This window comes from Stenotrophomonas sp. GD03654 (assembly GCF_029845105.1).
In the GTDB taxonomy this organism is placed as follows: domain Bacteria; phylum Pseudomonadota; class Gammaproteobacteria; order Xanthomonadales; family Xanthomonadaceae; genus Stenotrophomonas; species Stenotrophomonas africana.
On record NZ_JAOCLC010000005.1, the window covers coordinates 31,404 to 54,363 of the forward strand.

The window sequence follows — 22,960 nt, forward strand, 5'->3', positions numbered from 1 at the left end:
AGGTTGGCACCTACCGGTGCTCAGTCGCTGTGCCAACCAAGGTTGGCACCTACCGGCGCTAAGCCAACCAGGGCTGGCACCTGCCAGAGCGTGAGCCGCCGCAGGCAAGCGCCCCGGGGAGGATCTCTCCGGGGCGCTGATGTTTCTGCAGCAGTTAGAAGCGTGCGGTGAAGTTCAGCCGCGTGGTGCGGCCCGGGCCGGGCATCAGGCTCATCGCCAGCGTGTCCATGTAGTAGGTGTTGCGCAGGTTGCTGACCACCAGTTCCACTTCGCTGCGCGGGGTGAACTGCCAGCGTGCATAGAAGTCGTAGATGGCGGTCGGCAGGTAGATGTTCTGCAGGCCGGTCGAGCCGGTGGTGTTCCAAGGCTTGTCGAGTTCATGGGTGGGGCCGCTGTTGTAGGTGCGTCGGATGCCGGTATCAAGGCGGCGATCGAACAGACGGAAGCCCAGCGTGCTGTGGATCGAGTACTTCGGCGGGTTCTGCGCGTTGACGAACGAGGTGCCAAAGCCGCCGTCCACGCAGTCCGGCGTGGTGTCCAGCTTGCTCCACTTTGCATATGGGTCGTCGCGCAGGCGCTTGGCGGTGGCCGCGTCGCAGGTGCGTGCGCGCTGGTAGTAGCTGGCCGACAGGTCCAGGTAGGCGATGCCGGCGTCATAGCCGGACTGCAGCTCGTAACCGGACACCGTGTAGTTGTCGACGTTGTCGACGTAGAAGGCCCAGTTGCTGGAATCGAAGCGACGGGTGATGGCGTTGTCGATATCGTTCTTGAACCAGGCCACCTTGAACGCCAGGCGATCACCGTCACGCCACAGGTCCTGCTTGAGCAGGCTGAAGCCGATGTCCCAGGAACGGTTCTTCTCCGGCTTCAGGTCGGCCACCGGGGCCGAGGTGCTGTTGCCCAGCGTCGACTCGAACAGGCTGGGCATCTTCCAGCCCTGCGCATACTTCACGTAGAAGAACATGTCCGCGTCGACGTTGAAGCGCGCTTCTGCATAGGGCGCAACGCCGTGGCCCGAGCGACGGATCGCCGGCTTGTAGCCCCAGGCGGTGGGAATCTGCTTGGTGTAGAAGCCGTTGGCACCGCGCGGGTCACGGATGAAGCCGTCGAAGTCGTAGGTCTGGCCCAGCGTGCTGTCGCCATAGGGCGTGGCGCGCAGCGAGTCATACGTATAGTTGCCCTGTGCATCCGGGTACCACTCCTTGTACCAGCCTGGCAGCAGCTGGCCGCCCTTGCTCAGGCGCGCGAAGGTATAGCGCAGGTCGCGCGATTCACTGACGAAGGCCACGCGGTTGCGGTCGCGGGTGCGGTAGTCGATGAAGCGGCCGCCGGCCGTCAGCGACAGCCAGTCCCACGGCTGCCATTGCAACGATGCCACCGCGCTGGCCTCGCGGCGCGTGCCCGAGCGCAGGTAGCGGTTGTTGTTGTAGTCCACCGGCAGCACCGGCGAGTTCGGTGCGGTGTCTTCGTGCTGCAAGGACGCGCCATAGCGCAGCGTCCAGGCGCCCAGCGCATTGCTGAAACGCGTGGTGTTGCTGCTGTCCACGCCCCAACGCTGGGTCTTCACGTCCGACTGCAGGCCCGGGCCGTAGGTCTCGCCCAGCGTGTCGGGCATCTGGTCCGAGGGCACATCCTTGAACAGCGGCGTGTTGGCGATGTTGCTGTTGAACATGCGGCTGGTGGCGGTGGTGAGCCACAGCGTGCTGCTCAGGTCCAGCCACGGATGTGCCTCGGGCCGGTAGCGGTGGCGCAGCGAGGTGGCATTGACCCGCATTTTCCCCGGCTCGAACTGGAACATGGTGTTGGCCTTGTCCACGTAGGTCACCCATTCGTTGGACTCACCCACGCGTCCGATCGCCGACGGCATGATCTCGCCGAAACTCGAATTGAAGTAGCGGTGGCTCAGCTCCAGGCGCTGGTTGGGGTTGGGTGTCCAGGTGAATTTCAGCAACGCCGATTCGTTGTCGGTATGCGTGTTGAGCACTTCATCGCCCGGATGGAAGAGCTTGGACACCGCCTGGCCGGACATGCCGGTGCCGCCGCTGGACAGGTGCTGGTTGTCATAGCGACGCGCACCGTTGCTGCCGGCGAAGTAGTTGCCCTGACGGCGCCGTGCATAGGCCGCGACCAGCTGCCAGTCTTCGCCGCGCTGGGCGAAGGCCACGCTGCCGTTCCAGTCGCGCGGGTCGCGCAGGCTGTTGCGGTTGTCGCTGCCACGTGCGATCTGCTTGAAGGTGCGGGTGCGGTCGATGCTGTTGTCGGCCACACCGCCGCGCACGCGCAGGCCCCAGTCCTGGCGGTCGTCGAGGATGTCATCGGCCTTCAGCGTTTCCATGTAGACCACGCCACCGATCGCGCTGGCGGCGTTGGCGGCCAGGCTCGGCCCCTTCTCGATGCTGATCGCGCTGATCAGGTCCGGGTCGAGGTAGCTGCGCTGCTGCACACCGGCATAGCCGCGGTACACGTCGATGGCCTGCTGGCCGCCGTCGATGATCACCGGCACCCGGTTCTGGCCCTGCAGGCCGCGGATGTTCACGTCCAGCGCACCACCATTGCGTACGTCTCCGGTGTGCACGCCGACTGCGCCGGCCAGCACATCGCCGATCGACTGGCCGCGGAAGCGTTCCAGCTGCTGGTGGTCCAGATGCACGCGCGAGCCGCTGTCGCGGTATACGGCATCGGCATCGGCCAAGCCCCAGGGCGACGCACCTTCGCTGGCCTGGCCGGCTACGCGCAGGGTGCCGATCTGGCGCACACCAGCATCGGTGGCGGGGGCGGCCTGCAGCACCACGCCGCTGGCATCACGCTGGAACGACAGGCCGGTGCCGGCCAGCAGCTGCGCCAGCGCGGCCTCGGTGTTGAGCGAGGTCTGCACGCCGCTGCTGTGGCGGCCGCGGGTCAGGCGCGCATCGGTGGCGATGGACAGGCCGGACTGCTGGCCGAACGTGGTCAAGGCCTGGTCGAGCGGTCCGGCCGGGATCTGCCAGCGAACGGCAGCGGCTGCATCCTGTGCGTGGGCGGCCGCCGGGAACAGGCACGGGGTGAACAGGGCCAGGCACAGCGCGATGGCAAGCGGGCGAGGGGAGGGGCAGGGGAGCTTCATAGGGGGGCGGCAACATCCGCAATGGGTTCCCTTGTAGTGCCCGCCGAGCGCGCAGAAAGGGAACCGCCATTTCAACGTGGACGCACAACGGTCCACCATGGCCAGCGTTGCTCGATGCGGATCGGCAGGGCGCGCGCCAGCAGTTTCAGGGCCTGCAGGCTGTCCAGGCGTGGCAGTACCGCAGTGACATTCAATGCGGACAGCGCCGGATCACAGCCCAGATAGCCACCATGGTGGCGGGCCAGTTCGTCGATCACCCGGATCAGCTGCGTGTCCTGCACCTGCAGTCGTCCGTCCTGCCAGTTGCCGCGCAGAGGATCGGCAGCCACCGATGTCAGTCCCCCCATCGGTCCGATCTGCAGCGCACTTCCCGCGGGCACATCCAGCGCCGCACCGAACATCGGGAGGCAGCGCACCACGCCTTCGAACACGTCCAATCGGCTGTCCTGCGCTTCGCGGCCGACCGCGAAGCGGGTGCCGATCGGCCGCAGATTCGCGCCAGGTACATGCACGGTCAGGGGCAGCCCGGAGAATGCGGGGTGATGTCCGGTCTGCAGCAGCAGTTCGCCGCGCAGCAGATGCAGGGCGCGGTGGCCGTTGCCGATGTCGATGGTCACTTCGCTGTTGGCGTTGAGCCACAACTGGCTGCCATCGGCCAGCGTCCAATGACCGGTGTGCCCGGCAGCGGTGCGTTGCGTTTGCAGGTGGCGCTGCGCCTGCAGCCCGTGCAGGCCGAGAATTGAGACCGCACCGATGCCGAGTGCGCCGCCGAGACTGCGAAGCGCGCGGCGGCGGCGATGGCCGGCGGCATCGAGCGCCGTTGCTGCCGCCGGTGCCGACAGCGGGGCGAACGATTGCCAGACCGCCTCGACCCGTCGCCAGGCATCGGCGTGACCAGCATCGGCCTGCAGCCAGACGTGCCAGCGCCGCTGGTCGCCGTCGCTCCAGCCCTGTTGGCGCAGCGCGAACCATTCGGCTGCCTGTTCCAGCGCCGGGCTGGCCAATGCCACACTCATGCCGCCGCGTCGCCGGACAGGCGCAGGCAGTGCAGCATGGCCTGCGCCATGTACTTCTTGACCATGCGTTCGGACACGCCGAGCTGCACGCCGATCTCCGCATAGCCCAGGCCGGACAGCCGCGCCAGCAGGAACGCGCGCCGTGGCCGCTCGGCGAGGCCGGACAGCATGTCGGCGATGGCATGCAGCAACTGCAATGCCTGGGTGCGCTCCTCTGCCGAGGGATGCACCGGCTCCGGTTGGGCGGCCAGCGCGGTCAGGTAGGCGCGTTCCAGGTCCGCGCGCTGCCAGTGGTTGACCAGCAGGGCGTGCGCGATGGTGCTGAGATAGGCGCGCGGCAAGCGCAGTTCTGATGGATCGACACGACGGCTGAGCAGGCGCAGGAAGGTGTCCTGGGTCAGGTCGGCGGCGCAGTCGGCGTTGTGCGTGCGGCGGCGCAACCAGCCGAGCAGCCAGCCATGGTGTTCGCGGTAGAACCCCGCCAGCGCAGTGCTGGAGGCGGCGGGCACGGCCATCGGCATTGATCATTAATGAGAATGATTCCCATTATAGGGTGATCGAGCGGCGCGCGACAAACGTTGCGCGGGGCGCAGCGGGAGAGGTCGCCGGATTTGCGATGCCCGACGTGCTCGCCGACACTGCGGTTTTCCACAGGGAGTGCCCGCATGTTCAGCCACATCACCGTTGGAACGAACGACATGGACGCCGCGCATCGCTTCTACGATGCACTGTTCGGTGCGTTGGGCGCACGTCCGGGCGTCTTCGATGACAAGGGCCGTCTGGTGTATTTCAAGGATGGCCGTATGTTCATCGTCACCGCGCCGATCGACGGTCAGCCGGCATGCCACGCCAACGGCGGCACCATCGGCTTCACCCTCGACAGTGCTGAGGCCGTGCGTGGCTGGCAGGACGCCGGCGTGGCCCATGGCGGCACCGCCATCGAAGACCCGGCCGGCATCCGCAGCATGGCCGGGCGCCAGCTGTTCCTGGCCTACCTGCGCGACCCGGATGGCAACAAGCTGTGCGCGGTGCATGTGATGTCGTAATTGGACAGTACGCGCGCGGCCGCGTCGCAGGCAGTGCGCGCGGCTGTGCTCGCAGCCGTCTGCCGGCGCGCGCGTGATAACACGTAATGGTGGATCGGGCCTGTGACCGCTGGCCACAACTTCATGCTCTGTCCACTGCGGTTCAGCCACAATCGGTCGGCTAACCCTTTGATCTACCGGAGAACGCCGCCCCATGGATGTACTGGAGCCGCAACAATCCCCGGTGCGCACCCTTCGGCCTGTGTTCGCCTTCGCGGCGATCGTTGTCGTGGCGTTCGCGCTGTTCGTCAGCCTGTTCCCGCTGGGCGCAGGCCGCCTGCTGCTGAAGGCGCAGGACTGGGCCGCACTCAATGTCGGCTGGTACTACCTGCTGGCGATGACCCTGTACCTGGTGTTCGTGGTCGGCGTGGCGCTGTCCAAATACGGTGGCATCAAGCTCGGCGCCGACCATGACGAGCCGGAGTTCAGCTACCTCTCCTGGGCCGGCATGCTGTTCGCCGCCGGCATCAGCATCACCCTGTTCTTCTTCTGCGTTTCCGAGCCGCTGACCCACTACCTGCAACCGCCGCAGGGCGATGCGGCCGCGGGCGAGGCTGGTGCGCGCCAGGCCATGCAGCTGCTGTTCCTGCACTGGGGCCTGCATGGTTGGGGCGTGTTCGCGCTGGCGGCGATGGCGATGGCCTACTTCGCCTACCGCCACAACCTGCCACTGGCCCTGCGCTCGGCGCTGTATCCGCTGATCGGAAAGCGCATCAACGGGCCGATCGGTTACACCGTGGACGCGCTGGGCATTGTCGCCACCGTGTTCGGCATCGGTGCCGACATGGGCTTCGGCGTGCTGCACCTTAACGCCGGCCTGTCGCACCTGTTCAACATCCCGCACTCCAACCTGGTGCAGATCATCCTGGTGGTCAGCATGATGGGCGCGGCGGTGGCGGTGGCTGTGTCCGGGGTGGAGAAGGGTGTGCGCTGGATGGCCAACATCAACATGCTGCTGGCGATCGCGCTGGTGCTGTTCATGCTGTGCGCCGGCCCCACTCAGTACCTGCTCAGCACGCTGATGCAGAACCTGGGCGACTATCTGGGCAGCGTGGTCGGCAAGAGTTTCGATGTGTATGCCTATGGTGGCCGACCGGAATGGCTGGGTGGCTGGACGGTGTTCTATTGGGCCTGGTGGATCGGCTGGGCGCCGTTCGTTGGCCTGTTCATCGCGCGCATCTCGCGTGGCCGCACCATCCGCGAATTCGTGTTCGGCGTGCTGCTGATTCCGCTGGGCTTCACCCTGGCCTGGCTGTCGATCTTCGGCAACAGTGCTCTGGACCAGGTGCTGCACCACGGCCAGCAGCAGTTGGCACAGCTGGCAGTGGATGATCCACCGACGGTGCTGTATGCACTGCTCGATGGCTATCCGTGGAGCCGCACGGTGATCGCGGTGACGGTGCTGGTCAGCTTCATCTTCTTCGTGACCTCGGCTGATTCGGGGGCAGTGGTGTTGTCCACGCTGTCCTCGCACGGCGGTGCGCCGGAGGATGATGGTCCGCGTTGGCTTCGCGTGTTCTGGGGCACGGTGATCGCGGTGCTGACCGCCGGGTTGCTGCTGGCCGGCAGCATCGATGCGCTCAAATCGGCGGTGGTGCTGGCGTCGCTGCCGTTCTCGGCGGTGCTGCTGCTGATGATGTGGGGGCTGACCCGCGCCTTCAGTGACGAATCGCACCGCAAGCGCGCGCTGCAGTACCGGCCATCGCCGCTGATCGGTGACGACCGCCACCACCAGGGCTGGCGCCAGCGCCTGAGCCAGGCGATGCATTTCCCGGTGCGCGACCAGGTCTACCGCTTCATGGACGACACGGTGAAGCCGGCGATGGAGGCGGTGGCCGAACAGCTGCGCGGCCAGGGCTGGGACGTGTCCACGCGCTTCGAGGCCGGCGACATGGAGCTGACGGTGAATCACGGCGAGCAGCAGGACTTCCTGTACAGGGTGATCCTGAGCGGCTACCTGACCCCGTCGTTCGCCGCACAGCAGTTGCGCAACCAGCGTTACTACCGCGCTGAAGTGCATCTGTTCGAAGGCAGCCAGGACTACGACCTGGTGGGCTACAGCCGCAAGCAGATCATCAATGACATCATCAGCCAGTACGAACGGCACCTGCAGTTCCTGCACCTGAGCCGGTGATGCGGTGGGTGCGGACCGTTGGTCCGCACCCCCTGTAGAGCCGAGCCCGCGCTCGGCTCCTCGGTGTCGGAAGAGCAGCCGAGCATGGCTCGGCTCTACAGTGGCAATCAGAACCTGTAACGAGCGCCCAGCGAGACGAACTGTCCGCGCAGGTTGTACTGGCTGATGTCGAAACCGTTGGAGCCACCGGCCGGGTCGAACGGCGGATCCTTGTCGGTCAGGTTCAGCACCGACAGCGACAGCGTAGTGTTGGCAATGCCTTCGTAGGCCACATACAGGTCCAGTTGGTGATACGGCTTGATGCGGTCACGCAGGCCGGGGTTGCTGGTCGCCGTGGCCACGCGCTGGTCGTAGCCGCTCACGTACTGCAGGCTCAGCGTGCTGCTCCAGTCGCCCACCGCCCAGTTCAGCGACGTGGTGCCACGGGTGCGCGGCAGTGCGCCGTGGCGGTTGTTGCCGGCCCCTTCATACGGTGCCTGACCGGCCACCAGCGGCTGCTTGAAGCTGAGCAGATGGGTCCAGCTGCCGGCCACGGTGAAGTTGCCCCAGCCGTCGGTGCGGAAGGTGCGGTTGGCTTCCAGGTCCAGGCCCGAGGTAGTCAGCTCGCCCTGGTTGGCATACTGGTTGGTGATGAACTGGATGCGCCCCTGTGCATCACGTTGCACGCGGCCGGGGAACAGCGTCGGGTTGTCGACGATGAACTGCGCGCTGTCCGGCTTGACCAGGTTGTCCTGCTCGATGCGGTACCAGTCCAGGCCGATGCTGGTATCGCCATCGGGGGACCACACCGCGCCCACGTTGAAGTTGCGCGAGCGTTCGGCCTTCAGGTCCGGATTGCCGGTGCGGATGTTGGTCACGCCACGGCTGCCACCGGGCTGCAATGGATCCAACGGATCGATCACCGAGCCGTAGCTGACGGTCTGGCCCGGCGCGATCTCCGGCAGCGACGGTGCACGGAAGCCACGCGAGAACGAACCACGCAGCAGCAGGCTGTCCAGCGGCTGCCAGCGCAGCGCTACCTTCGGCGAGAACGCCTTGCCGAAGTCGTCATAGTGGTCGCCACGACCGGCCACCTGCAGCTCCAGCGTGCGGTGCAGCGGCACGCTCAGTTCCGCATAGGCGGCGCTGACCTGGCGCTCGCCGTTGACCACGTTGATGGCCGGGCGCAGTTCGGTGCCCGACAGCACCTGCGCGCTGGTGCGCGCATCCAGTGATTCCTTGCGGAACTCCGCACCCCAGGCAAAGCCGACCGTACCGGCTGGCATCTCCCACAGCGAGGTCGAGGCCTTCAGGTTCAACGAGTGCAGCTTGTACCAGCCTGGCCGCTTGGTCTGCAGGCGCAGTGCATCCAGCGCGCCCGGCGTGGCGGACGGGTTGAGGAAGTTGTAACTGCCATCGCGCAGGATCTGTTCGAACGCGTAGCGGTTGACGAAATTGTCGACGTATTCTCGCTGCGCGCTCTGCGAAGTCAGCGCCGCCACTTCCCAGTCCCAGCGCTCGCCACTGCCGCGCACGCCGGCCAGGGCACGGTAGAACACCTGGGTGTTGTCCTTCAGGCGCGGGCCGATGTCGAAGAAGGTGTACTCGAACGGCAATGGCGTGCTGCCCGGGTTGTTCGGGTGGCCGACCGGCAGCACCGCCGGCACGTCGATCAGGGTGCCGGTGGCCGGGTTGTAGGCACGCAGGCCCGGGCCGACGGTCAGCGGCGCGCTGAAGATCTGGTCGGCCTTGTTGTGGCTGTACAGCACGTCGGCGAACGCCTCGACGTTGTCATTGAAGCGGTACGTTGCACTCAACGACGCCTGCAGGCGCTCGGCGCCGGGCTGCAGGGTCTTGAACGGCTGCGCGTTGAAGGCGCAGGCCTGGCCGGGCAGGGTGCTGCCGAAATCGCTGTACGGGCGCAGCTGGCTGCCATCCGGGCAGTTGGCGAACGGTTGCGGCGCGCGCGGGTTGGACAGCCAGTTGCCACCGGCAGTGGACCAGCCGGCCAGGCGGCCACCGGGCTTGTCGCGGAAATCGCCGCTGCGGGTGTAGGCACGCTGGTCGGCGTCGAGGCGATCACGCTTGAGCAGGTCCAGCCCGAACAGCACGTTCCAGCCCTGCTGTTCGAGGTCACCGAAGCCGGCCAGCAGGCTGGCCTTGCGTTCGTCGAGACCGCCCTGGGTGGCGGTACCGAGGCCGCCGCCCACTTCCACGCCCTGGAAGTTCTTTCGCAGGATGATATTGATGACGCCGGCGATGGCGTCGGAACCGTACACCGCCGAGGCACCATCCTTCAGCACTTCGATGCGCTCGACCGCGCTGATCGGCAGCGCATTGAGGTCGACGAAGGTGTCCTGGGTGTTGAGCGCAAAACCGAAGTTGGCCACGCGGTAGCCGTTGACCAGCACCAGCGTGTTCTTCGGCGACAGGCCGCGCAGGCCGATCGACGCCGAGCCGGCGGCGAAGCTTCCGGTGTACTGCTCGTCGAAGCTGTTGCCAGCGTTGGCCGACAGGTTGCGCAGCACGTCGGTGAGGGTGGAGCGGCCGGTCTGCTCGATCTGTTCGCGGCTGACGATCTGCACGGGGTTGGGCCCAGCGGTATCGCTGCGCTTGATGTTGGAGCCGGTCACAAGCACGGTGCCTAGGGTGGTGCTGTCCTTGCCGGAGTCGGCGGTTTCAGCGGCGCCGGCAGCGCCGGCGATGAGGCCCAGCGCGATGGCGCTGGCAAGCAGGTTCAGGGTGGTGCGGTACATGAAGCGACAACGCCGAACGGGGGAGGAGCCATCAGTACCGCACGCAGCCCCGTGCGCCTTCCAATGACGAAAGCGCATTCAGTTATACATCACAGGTTCTTAACGAAAGTCGGTGCCTCCGTTTGAGCAGACCCACTCGGTGGGTGCGGACCGTTGGTCCGCACTCCCCTGTAGAGCCGAGCCTACGCTCCGCTCCACACACTGACCGGAAAGCAGCCGAGCATGGCTCGGCTCTACAGAAGGCAATGTCAGCCGATCAAGGCCGCAGCAGCACCTTGCCGTTACGGCCCGAACCGGCGCCGGCCTTCGCCGCCTGGGCGATGTCGTCCAGCGCGAAGATCTGCTCCACCGGCAGGGTCAGTTCGCCGCTCGCCGCACGCTTCAGCAGTTCGCCAACCAGCCGGCGCTTGTCTTCCACCGCCATCGCCTGGCTGACCTTGCTGCCCCAGAATCCCTTCACCGTGGCTTCCTTGTAGATCAGTCCACCGGCGGGGATGCGCATCGGTTCGCCGCTCATCACACCGAACGACACCAGGGTGCCGTGGTGGCCGAGCAGGTCAACCAGGTCACCGCTGGCGTCGCCGCCGATGGAATCCACTGCGGCCGCGGCCTGTGCTTCGCCGGTTGCCTCACGCACGCGATCCTTCCAGCCGTCCACCGACGTGTCGAACACATGATCGATGCCCAGCGCCTGCAACTGTGCGACCGCATCGGCATTGCGCACCAGGTTGGCCACGTGCACGCCACGCGCCCGCGCCAGCATCGCCAGTGACTTGCCCACCGCACCGTTGGCAGTGTTCTGCACGATCCACTGGCCCGCCTCGACGTGCAGGAACTCCAGCAGCATCAGCGCGCTCAGCGGCATCGCGATCAACTGCGCGGCCATCTCGTCCGGGATCGCCTCCGGCATCGGGATCACCATGCGTGCCGGCGCAATGAACGCTTCGGCCCAGGTGCCGTGCACCGAGGCGGCGGCGACCCGCTGGCCGATCTGCAGGCCGTCGACACCGTCGCCGAGTGCATCGACCACGCCCAGTGCTTCACTGCCACCGATCGCCGGCAGCGTCGGCTTGTAGCCGTACAGGCCACGCACGGTCAGTAGGTCGTGGTTATGGATCGAGGCCAGCACGGTGCGGATGCGCACCTCGCCGGGGCCGGGCTCGGGCAGCGGCGCATCGGCAATGGCAAGGACGTCGGCCGGGTCGCCGAAGGAGGGGTACTGGGCAGCGCGCATGGACGGTGTTCCGGGGAAAGTGGATGTTGTACCGAACTGGGGACGCAGGCGTTGTCGACAAGGCGCCGCAGGTGCAACACGGCATCCTGCGACTGATCGTCGCGACATGTGCTGATTACCGCATCTTGTGTTGACGGCTTCGAGTATCCCCACTATGTTGTGGCCGTCACTCCCGGTCAGCCGTCGCCGCCGGACATGCAGCAAACGTCCCGCGGCCCGCCCCTGAGGCTTGCCGTGTCGACGCGGCCGCCATCGCGCGGACCCAGATCGCCCCCACGGCCCGGATACCGGCCGCAGGCGCAGGCAATTGCCGACGACCTGGTGTTCCCGCGCTATGGCATCCTACCCCGACCGCCCCGTGCGCCGGTATCGCGTGCAGGGCCGCCACGGCATCGACCGCCACGCGCGTGCGAGCCTGGAGTTCCACCACATGACCGACAGTACCTTCCGCGTGGCCGATCTGGCCGGCGCTGGCGGCGCCTTGCGCGCCGGCGGCGAGCGTGTGCCGACCTGGATTACCAAGGAGGCCGGCAACCGCCGCCTGCCGTTCGAGGCCGAGCGCCTGCAGCGCAGCATCGATGCAGTGCATGCCGAGTTCCCGCAGCTGGATGTGAGCGACTACCGCCGTGTGGTGCAGGCGATGGTCGAGCGCAAGCCCAGCATCAGCGCCGACGACCTGGTCGATCTGCTGATCCGTGAGGCCGAGTCGCGCGTGGACCTGGTCGCGCCGGAGTGGGAGCAGTTCGCCGCGCGCATCTACCTGCGCCGCCTGTACAAGCGCGCCAGCCGCAACCGCTTCTACGACGTCGGCCTGAAGTACGGCTCGTATGTGGGCCTGCAGGAAAGCCTGGCTGACCGTGGCATCTACAGCAACGACATCCTGCGCTGCTACTCGAAGGAAGAATTGCAGCAGGCCGGCGAGATGATCAATCCGGAACGCGATCGACTGTTCGCCTACAACGGCCTGTACCTGCTGGCCACGCGCTATCTGGCCAGCGACCGCAGCCGCGAGGTTTATGAACTGCCGCAGGAGCGCTGGCTGACCATCGCGCTGTACCTGATGCAGGAGGAAAAGCCGCGCGAGCGGCGCATGCAGCTGGTCGGCGAGGCGTACTGGGCGCTGTCCAACCTGTACATGACGGTGGCCACGCCGACCCTGGCCAATGCCGGCAAGGTAGGTGGGCAGCTGTCCAGCTGCTTCATCGACACGGTGGACGACAGCCTGCAGGGCATCTATGACTCCAACACGGATATCGCCCGCGTGTCCAAGCACGGCGGCGGCGTCGGTGCCTACCTCGGCTACGTGCGCAGCAGCGGCGCACCTATCCGTGGCGTGGCCAATTCCTCCGGCGGCGTGGTGCCGTGGATCAAGCAGCTCAACAACACCGCGGTGTCGGTCGACCAGCTCGGCCAGCGCAAGGGTGCGGTGGCGGTGTACCTGGACATCTGGCACCGCGATATCGAAGCCTTCATGGACCTGCGCCTGAACAATGGCGACCAGCGCCTGCGCGCGCACGATGTGTTCACCTCGGTCTGCGTGCCGGACCTGTTCATGGAGGCGGTGGAGCGTCGCGCCGACTGGTACCTGTTCGACCCGCACGAGGTGAAGCAGGCCAAGGGCTGGTACCTGCAGGACTTCTACGACGAGAAGCGCGGCTCAGGCAGCTTCCGCGACCGCTATGCCGAACTGGTAGCCGACGAGCGCATCAGCCGACGCACGGTGAAGGCCATCGATCTGTTCAAGCGGATCATGCTCAGCCAGTTGGAGACCGGCAATCCGTTCCTGTTCTACCGCGACGAGGTCAACCGCCGGAACCCGAACAAGCACGCGGGCATGATCTATTCCAGCAACCTGTGCACCGAGATCCTGCAGAACATGAGCCCGACGCGGATGATCCAGGAGATCGTCAGCGGCGACCAGATCGTCACCACACGCCGCGCCGGTGACTTCGTGGTCTGCAACCTGTCCTCGATCAACCTCGGCCGCGCGATCAGCGCGCCGGATGACCTGCTGGCCACCGATGTGCTGGAGCGCCTGATCCCGATCCAGGTGCGCATGCTCGACAACGTGATCGACCTCAACGCGTTGCCGGTGCCGCAGGCCACCATCACCAACCGCAAGTACCGCGCTATCGGCCTGGGCACGTTCGGTTGGCACCACCTGCTGGCGCAGCAGGCGATCCAGTGGGAATCACCGGATGCCGAAGAATTGGCCGACCGTCTCTACGAACGCATCAACTTCCTGACCATCCAGGCCAGCGCGCAGCTGGCGAAGGAGAAGGGCAGCTACCCGATGTTCGCGGGTAGTGACTGGCACAACGGGCGTTACTTCCGTGACCGCGACTACAGCGGCGCCGCATGGGACAGCCTGGCCCACGAGGTCGCCACGCACGGCCTGCGCAACGGCTGGCTGCTGGCCGTGGCACCGAACATGAGCACCGCGCAGATTGCCGGTTCCACTGCCTCCATCGACCCGATCTACAGCGCGTTCTACTACGAGGAAAAGAAGGACTTCCGGCGGCCGGTGGCAGCGCCGGGCCTGTCGCTGGAAACCTGGCCGTACTACGAGAAGGGTGCCTACAAGGTCGACCAGTTCGCCAGCGTGCGCCAGAACGCCCGCCGCCAGCGCCATGTCGACCAGTCGATCAGCTTCAACCTGTACGTGCCCAGCACCATCCGCGCCAGCACGCTGCTGGAACTGCACCTGAGCGCCTGGCGCGAAGGCCTGAAGACCACGTACTACGTGCGCTCCAACGACATCGACATCAGCGAATGCGAATGGTGCTCCAGCTGATTGCTTCGACTCCTGTAGAGCCGAGCCTATGCTCGGCTCAGGCGCAAGGCAGCCGAGCGTGGGCTCGGCTCTACAACGGCAACGCACGCAATACGAAGGTAGACGACCATGGCAACCCCCCTCGACCGCATCAAGATCCTCGAACCGCGCCATCCCAACCGCAGCACCGGCATCATCAACGGCCGCACCAGTGGCATCCTCAACTGGAACGACATCCCGTACCCGTCGTTCTATCGGGCCTACAAGGAGCTGTCGACCAACTTCTGGATTCCCGACGAGGTCGACATGAAGCTGGACGCCCGCCAGTACGGCGAGCTCAACTCGCGCGAAAGGAACGCGTACGACTCGATCATCGGCCTGCTGGCCACGCTCGATTCACCGCAGACCCGCTTCATCTACAACGTGGCCGAGTACATCACCGATCCGGCCGCGCATGCCAATGCGGCGATCATCGGCCAGCAGGAAGTGATCCACAACGAGAGCTACAGCTACGTGCTGGCCTCGATCACCGATCTGCCAAACCAGAACCGCATCTTCGAGATCGCCCGTACCCACCCGACCATCATCAAGCGCAACGCGCCGATCATGGGGGCGTACGACGACTTCATGCGCGAGAAGACCGCCGAGACCCTGCTCAAGTCGCTGATCCAGTCCTCGATCCTTGAAGGCATCAACTTCTATTCCGGGTTCGCCTACTTCTACAACATGGTGCGGCAGAACCGCATGAACGGCACCGGCAAGATCATCAGCTTCATCAACCGCGACGAACTGGCGCATACCAAGTTCATCAGCGAGCTGATCCGCGCCATCATCGGCGAGAACCCGGAGTTGCAGACCAACGAGTTGACCGCCTACGTGCACCAATCGTTCGAACACGCGATCGAACTGGAGACGCAGTGGTCGTCGGAGGTGCTGGACGGCATCGATGGCATCGACGTGGACGAGATGGTGCGCTACGTGAAGTACCGCGCCAACAAGATGGCCGGCATGCTCGGCATCGAGCGCCTGTACAGCGACACCACCGACAACGTGATGCCGTGGATCAAGGCCTACGCTGACAACTTCACTGAAACCAAGACCGACTTCTTCGAGATGCGCAATGCAAGCTACAAGAAGACCAACGTCGACAACGGCTTCGACGATCTCTGAGCCCAGCGCCGCGCTGAGTATCCTGGTGGTGGTCGCCTCGTTGAGCGGCAACACCCGCGAACTCGGCCGGCAGATCGCCGAGCGCTGCTGCGGTGCCGGCCATGCGGTGCACTGGCAGGAGGTCGACGACCTGCGCCAGGCGCCGCCACTGGCCGCCGGCGAGGCCGATCTGGTCCTGCTGGGCAGCTGGACCGACAACGCTGGCCGCACGCCGGCGGAGATGAAGGCGTGGGTGGCCGGCATCGCCGAGCGCGGCGAGCGGCCACGGCAGCTGGCAGTGTTCGGCACCGGCGAAACGCAGTGGGGGCAGGAGTACTACTGCGGCGCCGTGCACCGGCTGATCCGCTATTTCCGCAGCGACTATCCGCCGTTGGAGATCGAACAGATGCCGCATGGCGTTCGCCATGCCGAAGCCATTGATGCTTGGATCAATACGGTCCTGGCCCATTACTGGAGCAACAGCGATGCAGATCATCGACGCCACCACGCCTGAGCAGTTCCAGCAGCTGCTGGCCGAGCACCCGCGGGTGCTGGTGGATTTTCACAAGGACCAGTGCCCGGGCTGCCGGATGCTGGAGATGTCGTTGCACCGGGTGGCCAACAGCGTGGCGGGGCAGGGCACGACCCTTCTGCGCGTGCAGCTGGAAGTGCTGGGTGAGGCGTTCTTCCGCGAGTTGGGGCTGCGGCAGACGCCGACGCTGTCGCTGTTCCGTGATGGTGACGAACGTACGCGCCTGGCCGGGTTCCAGTCGCCGCAGCAGATCGAGGCCGCGATCGCGTTGCATTTGTAGAGCCGAGCCATGCTCGGCTGCTGTTCGTGCGGTGTGCGATGAGTCGAGCATGGCTCGACTCTAGACAGGCGTCCCTGGCATCTCGCGCTATGCGCCGCTGAAGGTATCCACCAGCAGTTTCACGTTCAACACCACGATCACCAGCGCGATCACCCAGGCAATCGCGCCCAGCCAGCGCGGTGCGACCAAGGTGCCCATCGTCACCTTGTCGGTTACGATCCGCACCAGCGGGATGATCGCGAACGGTAGCTGCATCGACAGCACCACCTGGCTCAGCACCAGCAGCTTCACCGCGCCCTGGTCGCCGAAGAGCATGATCACCACCACCACTGGAATGATTGCCAGTGCGCGTGTGATCAGTCGACGCAGCCACGGCGGCAGGCGCAGGTGCAGGAAGCCTTCCATCACGATCTGCCCGGCCAGCGTCGCGGTCACCGTCGAATTCAGGCCGGAGGCCAGCAGGGCGACGGCAAACAGTGTCGCTGCGGCGCCCACGCCCAGCATCGGGGCCAGCAGCTGGTGCGCCTGCTCGATGTCTTCCACATCAAAGCGGCCGTTGGCATGGAACACCGCCGCCGCCAGGATCAGGATGCTGGCGTTGATGAACAGTGCGAGGGTCAGCGCGAGGGTACTGTCGGTCACTGCCCAGCGCAGGGCACTGCGACGGCCCTCGTCGGTACGCGGATAGGCGCGGGTCTGCACGATGGACGAATGCAGATAGAGGTTGTGCGGCATCACCGTGGCACCAATGATGCCGATGGCGATGTACAGGGCGTGCGGATCAGTTACCACCTGCGCGTGCGGAATGAATCCGCCCAGCACGTCCATCACCGGCGGTGCGGCCAGCACGATCTGCACCATGAAGCAGCCGAAGATCACCATCAGCAGCGCGATCACGAAGGCTTCCAGCGCACGGAAACCGCGGTTCATCATCAGCAGCACCAGCAGGGTGTCCAGGGCGGTGATGACCGCGCCCCACAGCAGTGGCAGATCGAACAGCAGTTTCAGTGCGATCGCGGTGCCGATCACCTCGGCCAGGTCGCAGGCGATGATCGCCGCCTCGCACAGCGCCCACAGCGCCAGGTTCACCGGTTTCGGATACCGGGCGCGGCAGGCCTGCGCCAGGTCCATGCCGGTGGCGATGCCGAGCCGCGCCGACAGCGCCTGCAGGATGACGGCCATCAGGTTGGAAATGAGGATGACCGACAACAACAGGTAGCCGAAGCGCGAACCGCCGGCGAGGTCGGTGGCCCAGTTGCCCGGGTCCATGTAGCCGACCGAGATCATGTAGCCCGGGCCGAGGAAGGCCAGCAGGCGGAACCACCAGTGCCCCTTGTCGGGCACCGCGACCGAGGCGTTGAGCGCGCCCAGGCTGGCCGGAGTGGAGGCCGAAGGGTCGCGGGGCGCCAGGGTGTTCATGGGTCCGAATATAGCTCCTGCTATAGTCATTAGCAATGTGAAACAATCGTCTTTATCGCGTTACTGGTCCAGAATTCAGGTTCAACACCGGATTACACCGGAAGGACAGGCGCAGGCGTGGGCAAGACCGACGATTCGACATCGCTGAAAAGCACCCCCTTGATCGAGGCCGAGCGCCAGGTCGAGAGCTTCCGGCAAGTGCGCGAGGCGCACCGGATGGAGCTGGTGGAGGACTATGTCGAGCTGATCTCGGATCTGCTGGCCGACGGCGGCGAGGCCCGCCAGGTCGACATCGCGACCCGCCTGGGCGTGGCCCAGCCCACCGTGGCGAAGATGCTGCGGCGGCTGGCCCGCGATGGCTGGGTGGTGCAGCGACCGTACCGCGGCGTGTTCCTGACCCCGGAAGGCGAGGCGCTGGCGCATGCCAGCCGCCAGCGTCATCAGACCGTGGAGCGTTTCCTGCTGGCGCTCGGGGTGGATCCGGATACCGCACGGCGTGATGCCGAGGGCATCGAGCACCATGTGAGCGAGCAGACGCTGGCGTTGTTTGAAGCGTTCGTGCGCAAGGCCGAGGGCGGGGCGCCGTGACGGTAGCGCCGGGCCATGCCCGGCGGCATTTCGTGCGATCCCGATTTTTGTAGAGTCGAGCCATGCTCGACTGCTGTTCGCGCGGTGATGGAATGAGTCGAGCGTGGCTCGACTCTACAATTCGGGCGGGCAACGGGCCTGCTGCTGCGCGCACGCCCGTTTCGCCCATTCCTTCAACACCGGCTGCAGGCCTTCATAGCGCCGGCCGTGCCAACCATTGGCCAGCACCCTGCCGTCGGCATCGATCAGTACCAGATTCGGCGGTGCCAGCCCGGCCAATGCCTGCAGCGCCGGCATGCGCGCGGCGCGGCGTGGGTCCAGCACCGGCCACGGCATGTCCTGCGCGTGCATGTAGCGGCGCAGCGCGGCCTCGCTTTCATCCAGGCTGACGTACACCACTTCGGTATCGGCGCCGGCCTCGCGCAACGCGTCGCGCACGCTGCGCAGCGTGGGTACGAAGGCGTGGCACGGTGCACACCAGTCGGCACCGAAGTACAGCGCCACCAGTTTCGGCGGCTGCGTCCACTGCATCGGCCGCAGCGAACGCTGCTCCGGCCGCATCAGCGAGGCCGAGACCTGCGCGTGCAGGTCCGCAGCCATCGCCGGTGAGGCCAGCAGCACGGCACAGGCCAGCAACAGCGCTCGTAGTGGATCAGAACGCATAGCGCAGGTTGACGTACCACGAACGCGCGAAACGCGGCCCGTAGACATAGTCGCTGTCACGCAGCGCGCCCACTTCCAGGTCCTTCTGGCGCTGATCGAACACGTTCTTGACGCCTGCGGCCACCGACACTTCCTGCTGCGCCTGCGCGCCCAGATGCCGGTGCCAGCGCGCACCGAGGTCGGTGACCAGGAACGAGCGCGTGCGGTGCAACGCGCCCAGCCGGTTGTTCAGCACCGACATCGGTCCGGTATGGCGCAGCGCGACGAAGGTTTCCCAGGGCTCGGCGGGCATCCAGCTGAGCTGGGCCAGGCCAGTCCAGCGCGGGGTCTTCAGGTAGTCGCGGCTTTCGATCACGGTGTCGCCACCATCGCCGGTGTCGTCGAAGATGCGCTGCGGTTCGCGGAAGCGCGAGCGGTACCACGAGGCGCCGGCGGTCAGGCGCCACTGCGGCGAGGGTTGCCAGCCGAGGTTGGTTTCCGCGCCCAGCACGTTGGAGCCGGAGGCGTTGTAGCGCAGCTGGCTCAGTTGTCCGTCATCGCCACGCTGGATCTCGCCCAGCGCGAAGGTGTCGCGGATGCGTGCATAGGAGGCAGTGGCATCCCAGCTCCACACCGGATTGGCCGGGTCCGAACGCCAGTCGAAGCCGAACAGGGTGGTCAACGCGCGCTCTTCCTTCAGGCCATCGGTGTTGCGCACGCGCACCTGCTCTCCGCCGAGGGTATCGACGTGCACATCCTCGACGAAGATCTCCGGTGCACGGAAGCCGGTGGCAATGCCCGCCCGCCATTTCAGGTTCGGGTTGGCCTGCCAGGCCAGCGCGATACGCGGCGAGAACACCGCATTGTCCAGCTCCGAGCTCTTGTCCACGCGTGCGCCCAGCACCAGGTCGACGTTGTCGCGCAGGCTCCATTCGTCCTGGATGAAGGCGCCCAGGTTGTGGAAGGTGGCGTCCTCCAGCACCGCAAGGCGCCGGCCGTCACCGGTGCGGTTGTCGTCGCGCAACGCCTCGTGCTTGTACTGCACGCCGAAGGCCAGCGCGTGCGCGCCCAGCCGCCAGTTCAACTGGCTGTCGATGTAGTGCAGCGGGTTGTGGGTGCGGCCGTACTGGCGCCACGAACGCGAGGCCGCGCTGCCGGCCACGTTGCGGTCCAGCTGCGAGGGGTCATAGCCGGGCGCGGACGGATCGGTGACCACGTTGCCAAGGCCGCCATAGAAACTGTCGCGATCGATGTCGGCGAAGGCGTAGGCCAGGCGGAAATCGACGTCGGCGTTGACTTCCTGATCCCACGACACGCTGCCTCGGCGGTATTTCGTATCCAGCGATTCGGCGATGTTGGCCAGATACTCGGGCTGGTCCAGGCGGTTGCCGCCGCGGCGGGTTTCATCGGTCACCTGCAGGTCCAGGCGCAGCCGCGTGCCCGGCGTGGGCGCGTACCAGGCCTGCAGCCCGCCGACCTTGAGGTTCTTGCGGGTGATCTCGGTGTAGCCATCACCGTTGTAGTCGATGCCGCTGTTCCAGTTGCGCTGGGCAATCACCGACAGGCCGGCGTCTGCTTCCTTGGCCACCAGGTCCAGCCGCACATCGGCGTTCTTCTGCGGCGTGCCTTTCAGGACATCCACGCCGGCCTGCACATGGCCACCGCTGCGCGCCGGCAGCGGCGGAACCAGGTTGATCACACCGGCAACCGCACCCGGGCCGTACAGCGCCGAGCCACCACCCTTGACCACTTCGATGCGATCGACGAACCCGGCCGGGATCTGTTCCAGACCGTACACGCTGCCCAGCGTGGACAGTAGCGGAATGCCATCGAACAACAGCTGATTGTAGGCGCCGGGCAGGCCCAGCAGCTGTACTTCGCTGGTGTTGCAGTTCTGGCAGTTGCTCTCCACGCGCAGGCCGTTGATCAGCTCGGCTGCGCGCGAGAAGTCGGTGGCCGCGCGCAGCGCGATGTCTTCCTTGCGCAGCACTTCGGTGCGGATCGGGACATCGGACAGCAGGCGTTCGCTGCGGGTGGCAGTGCTGACCTTGACCTGCACGCGGTCCAGCTCGGTCGGTTTCGGAGTGGCGGCCAGTGCGGGCAGCGGCAGGGCAATGGCGGCGGCCAGGGGCAGCCGACGGATGAGGGGTGCGGCAACGGGCATGAGGGCGTCGTCCTTGGGGGAAGAAAGGCGGCGAGGGCGACCTGGCTGACGCATATTAAAGCAGTGGCTTATCAATATAGCAAGTGCTATATAACGAAGTCGTAGCAATTCCGAGTGGAGCGCCGGCCGGGTTAGATTATGCTGGTGTTATAACATTACATAAAGCAACCGCAACCCTGCCGGTGGTCATGTGCGGAGGATGGCGTTGCCGTGTGGGCAGGGAGGTTGGGGTCAGAGCCCTTTCCTTTGGAAAGGGATCCGACCCTCGGGGGCGATCGTCAGCCGCGGCGGAATGCGGCGGGCGTGCGGGCGCCGACGATGATCATGCGGATCATCGTGGAGATCTGCTCGACCAGTTCCGGATCCTTCTCCGGCGGCAGGTCCATGGCGGTCGCGCCCATCGCGAACACCAGCCGGGTGATGGCCTTGGCCACAAGTTCCGGGGCATGCAGTACCGCGCCATCCAGTGCGGCCAGTCGCACCAGGTCGTGCTGCAGCTCTTCCTCGAAATAGTGCAGCTCGCGTTCGACCGCGTGCTTGAAGTCGTCCGAGCCGACCGCGCCTTCGCGCAGCAGTACGTGCAGCAGCTTGTCGTCGGCGCGCAGCTGCTCCATGAAGGTCTCCACCGAGACCCGCACGACGCTGGTGGCGGTGGAGGTGGCGCGTTGGCGGGCCTCGCCGATGATGGTGCGCAGCGAGCGGCCGGCTGCATCGATCAGCGCCACGGCCAGTTCGTCCATGTCGCGGAACTGCCGGTAGAAGCTGTTCGGCGCGATGCCGGCCTCACGAGCCACTTCGCGCAGGCTGAGCGTGGACAGGCTGCGGTGCGGCCCGATCAGTTTCAGGGCGGCGGCCAGCAGATCCTCGCGGCTCACCGTACGGCGGGCCGGGCTGTTGGCATCTTCGGGCGTCGACAAGACGGTGGCGGCGGCCATGGGGGTTCCGGTGGGGCGAGGCTGAATCATACCCAATCCGGTTCAATATACACATGTATACACAGGTGTATGTGCGCCCGTATAGTTCACCCATGAACGCTGTCGTCCGTCCGTCCCTGTTCTCTCCGTACCGCTGGGTCTCGCCGTCGCTGTTCGATTTCTGGGCGGGCCAGCTCAATCCCCTGTGGACCCTGCGCGAGCCGGTGGCCCGCCTGGTCCGGCGTGAGCCGGCCGGCGAGGGCGCGGCGACCCTGGTCCTGCGCACCAACCGGCACTGGGCCGGCATGCGCGCTGGCCAGCACGTCACCCTGGGCGTCGAGATTGAAGGACGCCTGTGGCAGCGCAGCTACAGCCCCACCGCACTGGGTCGGCGTGAGCTGGCGATCACCGTCAAGGCGATCGAGGGTGGCCGGGTCAGCCAGCATCTGGTCCACCATGCGCAGCCGGGCGAACTGTGCCGCCTCGATGCCGCCTTCGGCGAATTCCATATGCCTGCCGCCGCGCCGGTGTTGCTACTGGCTGCCGGCAGTGGCATCACGCCGATGCGCAGCCTGTTGCGCGACGCCTGCCAGCGCCCGCTGGCAGCACCGGTGGACCTGTTCTATTGGGAGCGCACCGCCGCCCACCTGCAGTTTCGTGATGAACTGCAGGCGATGGCTGCGGCGCATCCGAACCTGCGCGTGCATCTGCTGACCACCCGTGAGGGTCAGGCGCCGGCCGCGCGCATCGATACCCATGATCTGCAGGTGGCCGGTGATGACACGCCGCTGGCGCAGCGCCATGTGCTGGCCTGCGGCCCAGACGGCTTCGTTGCCGCTGCGCGCGAACGCCTCGCGCACCAGGTGGCCGGCTTCCAGGCCGAAGCCTTCACCCCGCCGGCGCCGCTGCGCGATGCCAGCAGCGAAGGTGAGGTGTCGCTGACGCTTGCGCGCAGTGGCCGCCAGCTGAGCGTGCCGCGTGGCCGCTCGCTGCTGGAAAGCCTGGAAGCCCATGGCATCAAGCCCAAGCATGGCTGCCGCATGGGCATCTGCAACAGCTGCAGCTGTGACCGCGTCAGTGGCGCCACCCGCCACCTGCGCACCGGCGACCTGCAGTCCGAATCGGCACAGCCGGTGCGGATCTGCGTGAGCGCGCCGACTACCGACCTGACCCTGGATCTCTGAGGACGCCT

17 protein-coding genes are annotated in these 22,960 nt (G+C 66.2%); 8 read left to right on the plus strand and 9 right to left on the minus strand.

Going from position 1 to position 22,960, the window contains the following annotated elements:
- Positions 1-154: 154 nt before the first annotated feature.
- From N5J73_RS03350 to N5J73_RS03360, 3 genes are all read right to left on the minus strand, one after another.
- A complete protein-coding gene (locus tag N5J73_RS03350; RefSeq protein ID WP_049448123.1) occupies positions 155-3,103 on the minus strand; it encodes a TonB-dependent receptor in 2,949 nt (982 codons plus the stop codon).
- A gap of 71 nt (positions 3,104-3,174) precedes the next feature.
- Positions 3,175-4,119 (minus strand): FecR domain-containing protein, encoded by a 945-nt coding sequence (locus N5J73_RS03355; RefSeq protein WP_049448124.1) that lies wholly within the window; start codon positions 4,117-4,119, stop codon positions 3,175-3,177.
- Positions 4,116-4,634 carry a sigma-70 family RNA polymerase sigma factor gene (locus tag N5J73_RS03360; protein ID WP_010485178.1) on the minus strand — a complete coding sequence of 173 codons (519 nt, stop codon included), beginning with the start codon at positions 4,632-4,634 and terminating at the stop codon, positions 4,116-4,118. The genes N5J73_RS03355 and N5J73_RS03360 overlap by 4 nt, the downstream gene beginning before the upstream one ends.
- A 150-nt stretch (positions 4,635-4,784) precedes the next feature.
- On the opposite strand from N5J73_RS03360, the gene N5J73_RS03365 reads away from it, so the two are divergent.
- Both N5J73_RS03365 and betT read left to right on the plus strand, forming a co-directional pair.
- The gene (locus N5J73_RS03365; RefSeq protein ID WP_010485179.1) at positions 4,785-5,165 is read left to right on the plus strand and encodes a VOC family protein; all 381 of its coding nucleotides are present in this window, start codon (positions 4,785-4,787) and stop codon (positions 5,163-5,165) included.
- 193 nt (positions 5,166-5,358) lie between these two features.
- On the plus strand, positions 5,359-7,338 hold the full coding sequence (betT, locus tag N5J73_RS03370; RefSeq protein ID WP_049448125.1) for a choline BCCT transporter BetT: 1,980 nt from the start codon (positions 5,359-5,361) through the stop codon (positions 7,336-7,338).
- Positions 7,339-7,445: 107 nt separating this feature from the next.
- Here the strand turns inward: betT and N5J73_RS03375 are convergent, their stop codons facing one another.
- On the minus strand, positions 7,446-10,073 hold the full coding sequence (locus N5J73_RS03375; RefSeq protein ID WP_049448126.1) for a TonB-dependent receptor: 2,628 nt from the start codon (positions 10,071-10,073) through the stop codon (positions 7,446-7,448).
- A gap of 256 nt (positions 10,074-10,329) precedes the next feature.
- Positions 10,330-11,307, minus strand: a complete 978-nt coding sequence (locus N5J73_RS03380; protein ID WP_049448127.1) for a zinc-binding dehydrogenase — start codon at positions 11,305-11,307, stop codon at positions 10,330-10,332.
- 430 nt (positions 11,308-11,737) lie between these two features.
- On the opposite strand from N5J73_RS03380, the gene N5J73_RS03385 reads away from it, so the two are divergent.
- From N5J73_RS03385 to N5J73_RS03400, 4 genes are all read left to right on the plus strand, one after another.
- A complete protein-coding gene (locus N5J73_RS03385; protein WP_049448153.1) occupies positions 11,738-14,101 on the plus strand; it encodes a ribonucleoside-diphosphate reductase subunit alpha in 2,364 nt (787 codons plus the stop codon).
- A gap of 108 nt (positions 14,102-14,209) precedes the next feature.
- Positions 14,210-15,250, plus strand: a complete 1,041-nt coding sequence (locus N5J73_RS03390; protein ID WP_049448128.1) for a ribonucleotide-diphosphate reductase subunit beta — start codon at positions 14,210-14,212, stop codon at positions 15,248-15,250.
- 25 nt (positions 15,251-15,275) lie between these two features.
- On the plus strand, positions 15,276-15,743 hold the full coding sequence (locus N5J73_RS03395; protein ID WP_080354919.1) for a flavodoxin: 468 nt from the start codon (positions 15,276-15,278) through the stop codon (positions 15,741-15,743).
- Complete coding sequence (locus N5J73_RS03400) at positions 15,715-16,041, plus strand: thioredoxin family protein (RefSeq protein WP_005409967.1); 327 nt, start codon at positions 15,715-15,717, stop codon at positions 16,039-16,041. Before N5J73_RS03395 ends, N5J73_RS03400 begins: the two co-directional genes overlap by 29 nt.
- An 87-nt stretch (positions 16,042-16,128) precedes the next feature.
- Here N5J73_RS03400 and N5J73_RS03405 read toward each other — a convergent pair whose 3' ends face one another.
- On the minus strand, positions 16,129-17,460 hold the full coding sequence (locus N5J73_RS03405; protein WP_049448129.1) for an Nramp family divalent metal transporter: 1,332 nt from the start codon (positions 17,458-17,460) through the stop codon (positions 16,129-16,131).
- A gap of 117 nt (positions 17,461-17,577) precedes the next feature.
- Here N5J73_RS03405 and mntR point away from each other — a divergent pair, with 117 nt between their 5' ends.
- On the plus strand, positions 17,578-18,048 hold the full coding sequence (mntR, locus tag N5J73_RS03410) for a manganese-binding transcriptional regulator MntR (RefSeq protein ID WP_014037494.1): 471 nt from the start codon (positions 17,578-17,580) through the stop codon (positions 18,046-18,048).
- A 114-nt stretch (positions 18,049-18,162) separates the two neighbouring features.
- Here the strand turns inward: mntR and N5J73_RS03415 are convergent, their stop codons facing one another.
- From N5J73_RS03415 to fabR, 3 genes are all read right to left on the minus strand, one after another.
- Complete coding sequence (locus N5J73_RS03415; protein WP_049448130.1) at positions 18,163-18,711, minus strand: thioredoxin-like domain-containing protein; 549 nt, start codon at positions 18,709-18,711, stop codon at positions 18,163-18,165.
- Positions 18,701-20,854, minus strand: a complete 2,154-nt coding sequence (locus N5J73_RS03420) for a TonB-dependent receptor (RefSeq protein ID WP_049448131.1) — start codon at positions 20,852-20,854, stop codon at positions 18,701-18,703. Before N5J73_RS03420 ends, N5J73_RS03415 begins: the two co-directional genes overlap by 11 nt.
- A gap of 278 nt (positions 20,855-21,132) precedes the next feature.
- Positions 21,133-21,789, minus strand: coding sequence for an HTH-type transcriptional repressor FabR (gene fabR, locus N5J73_RS03425; RefSeq protein WP_005416927.1), 657 nt, complete (start codon positions 21,787-21,789; stop codon positions 21,133-21,135).
- A gap of 92 nt (positions 21,790-21,881) precedes the next feature.
- Between fabR and N5J73_RS03430 the strand changes: the two genes are divergently transcribed.
- Complete coding sequence (locus tag N5J73_RS03430) at positions 21,882-22,952, plus strand: ferredoxin reductase (protein ID WP_049448132.1); 1,071 nt, start codon at positions 21,882-21,884, stop codon at positions 22,950-22,952.
- Positions 22,953-22,960 lie beyond the last annotated feature (8 nt).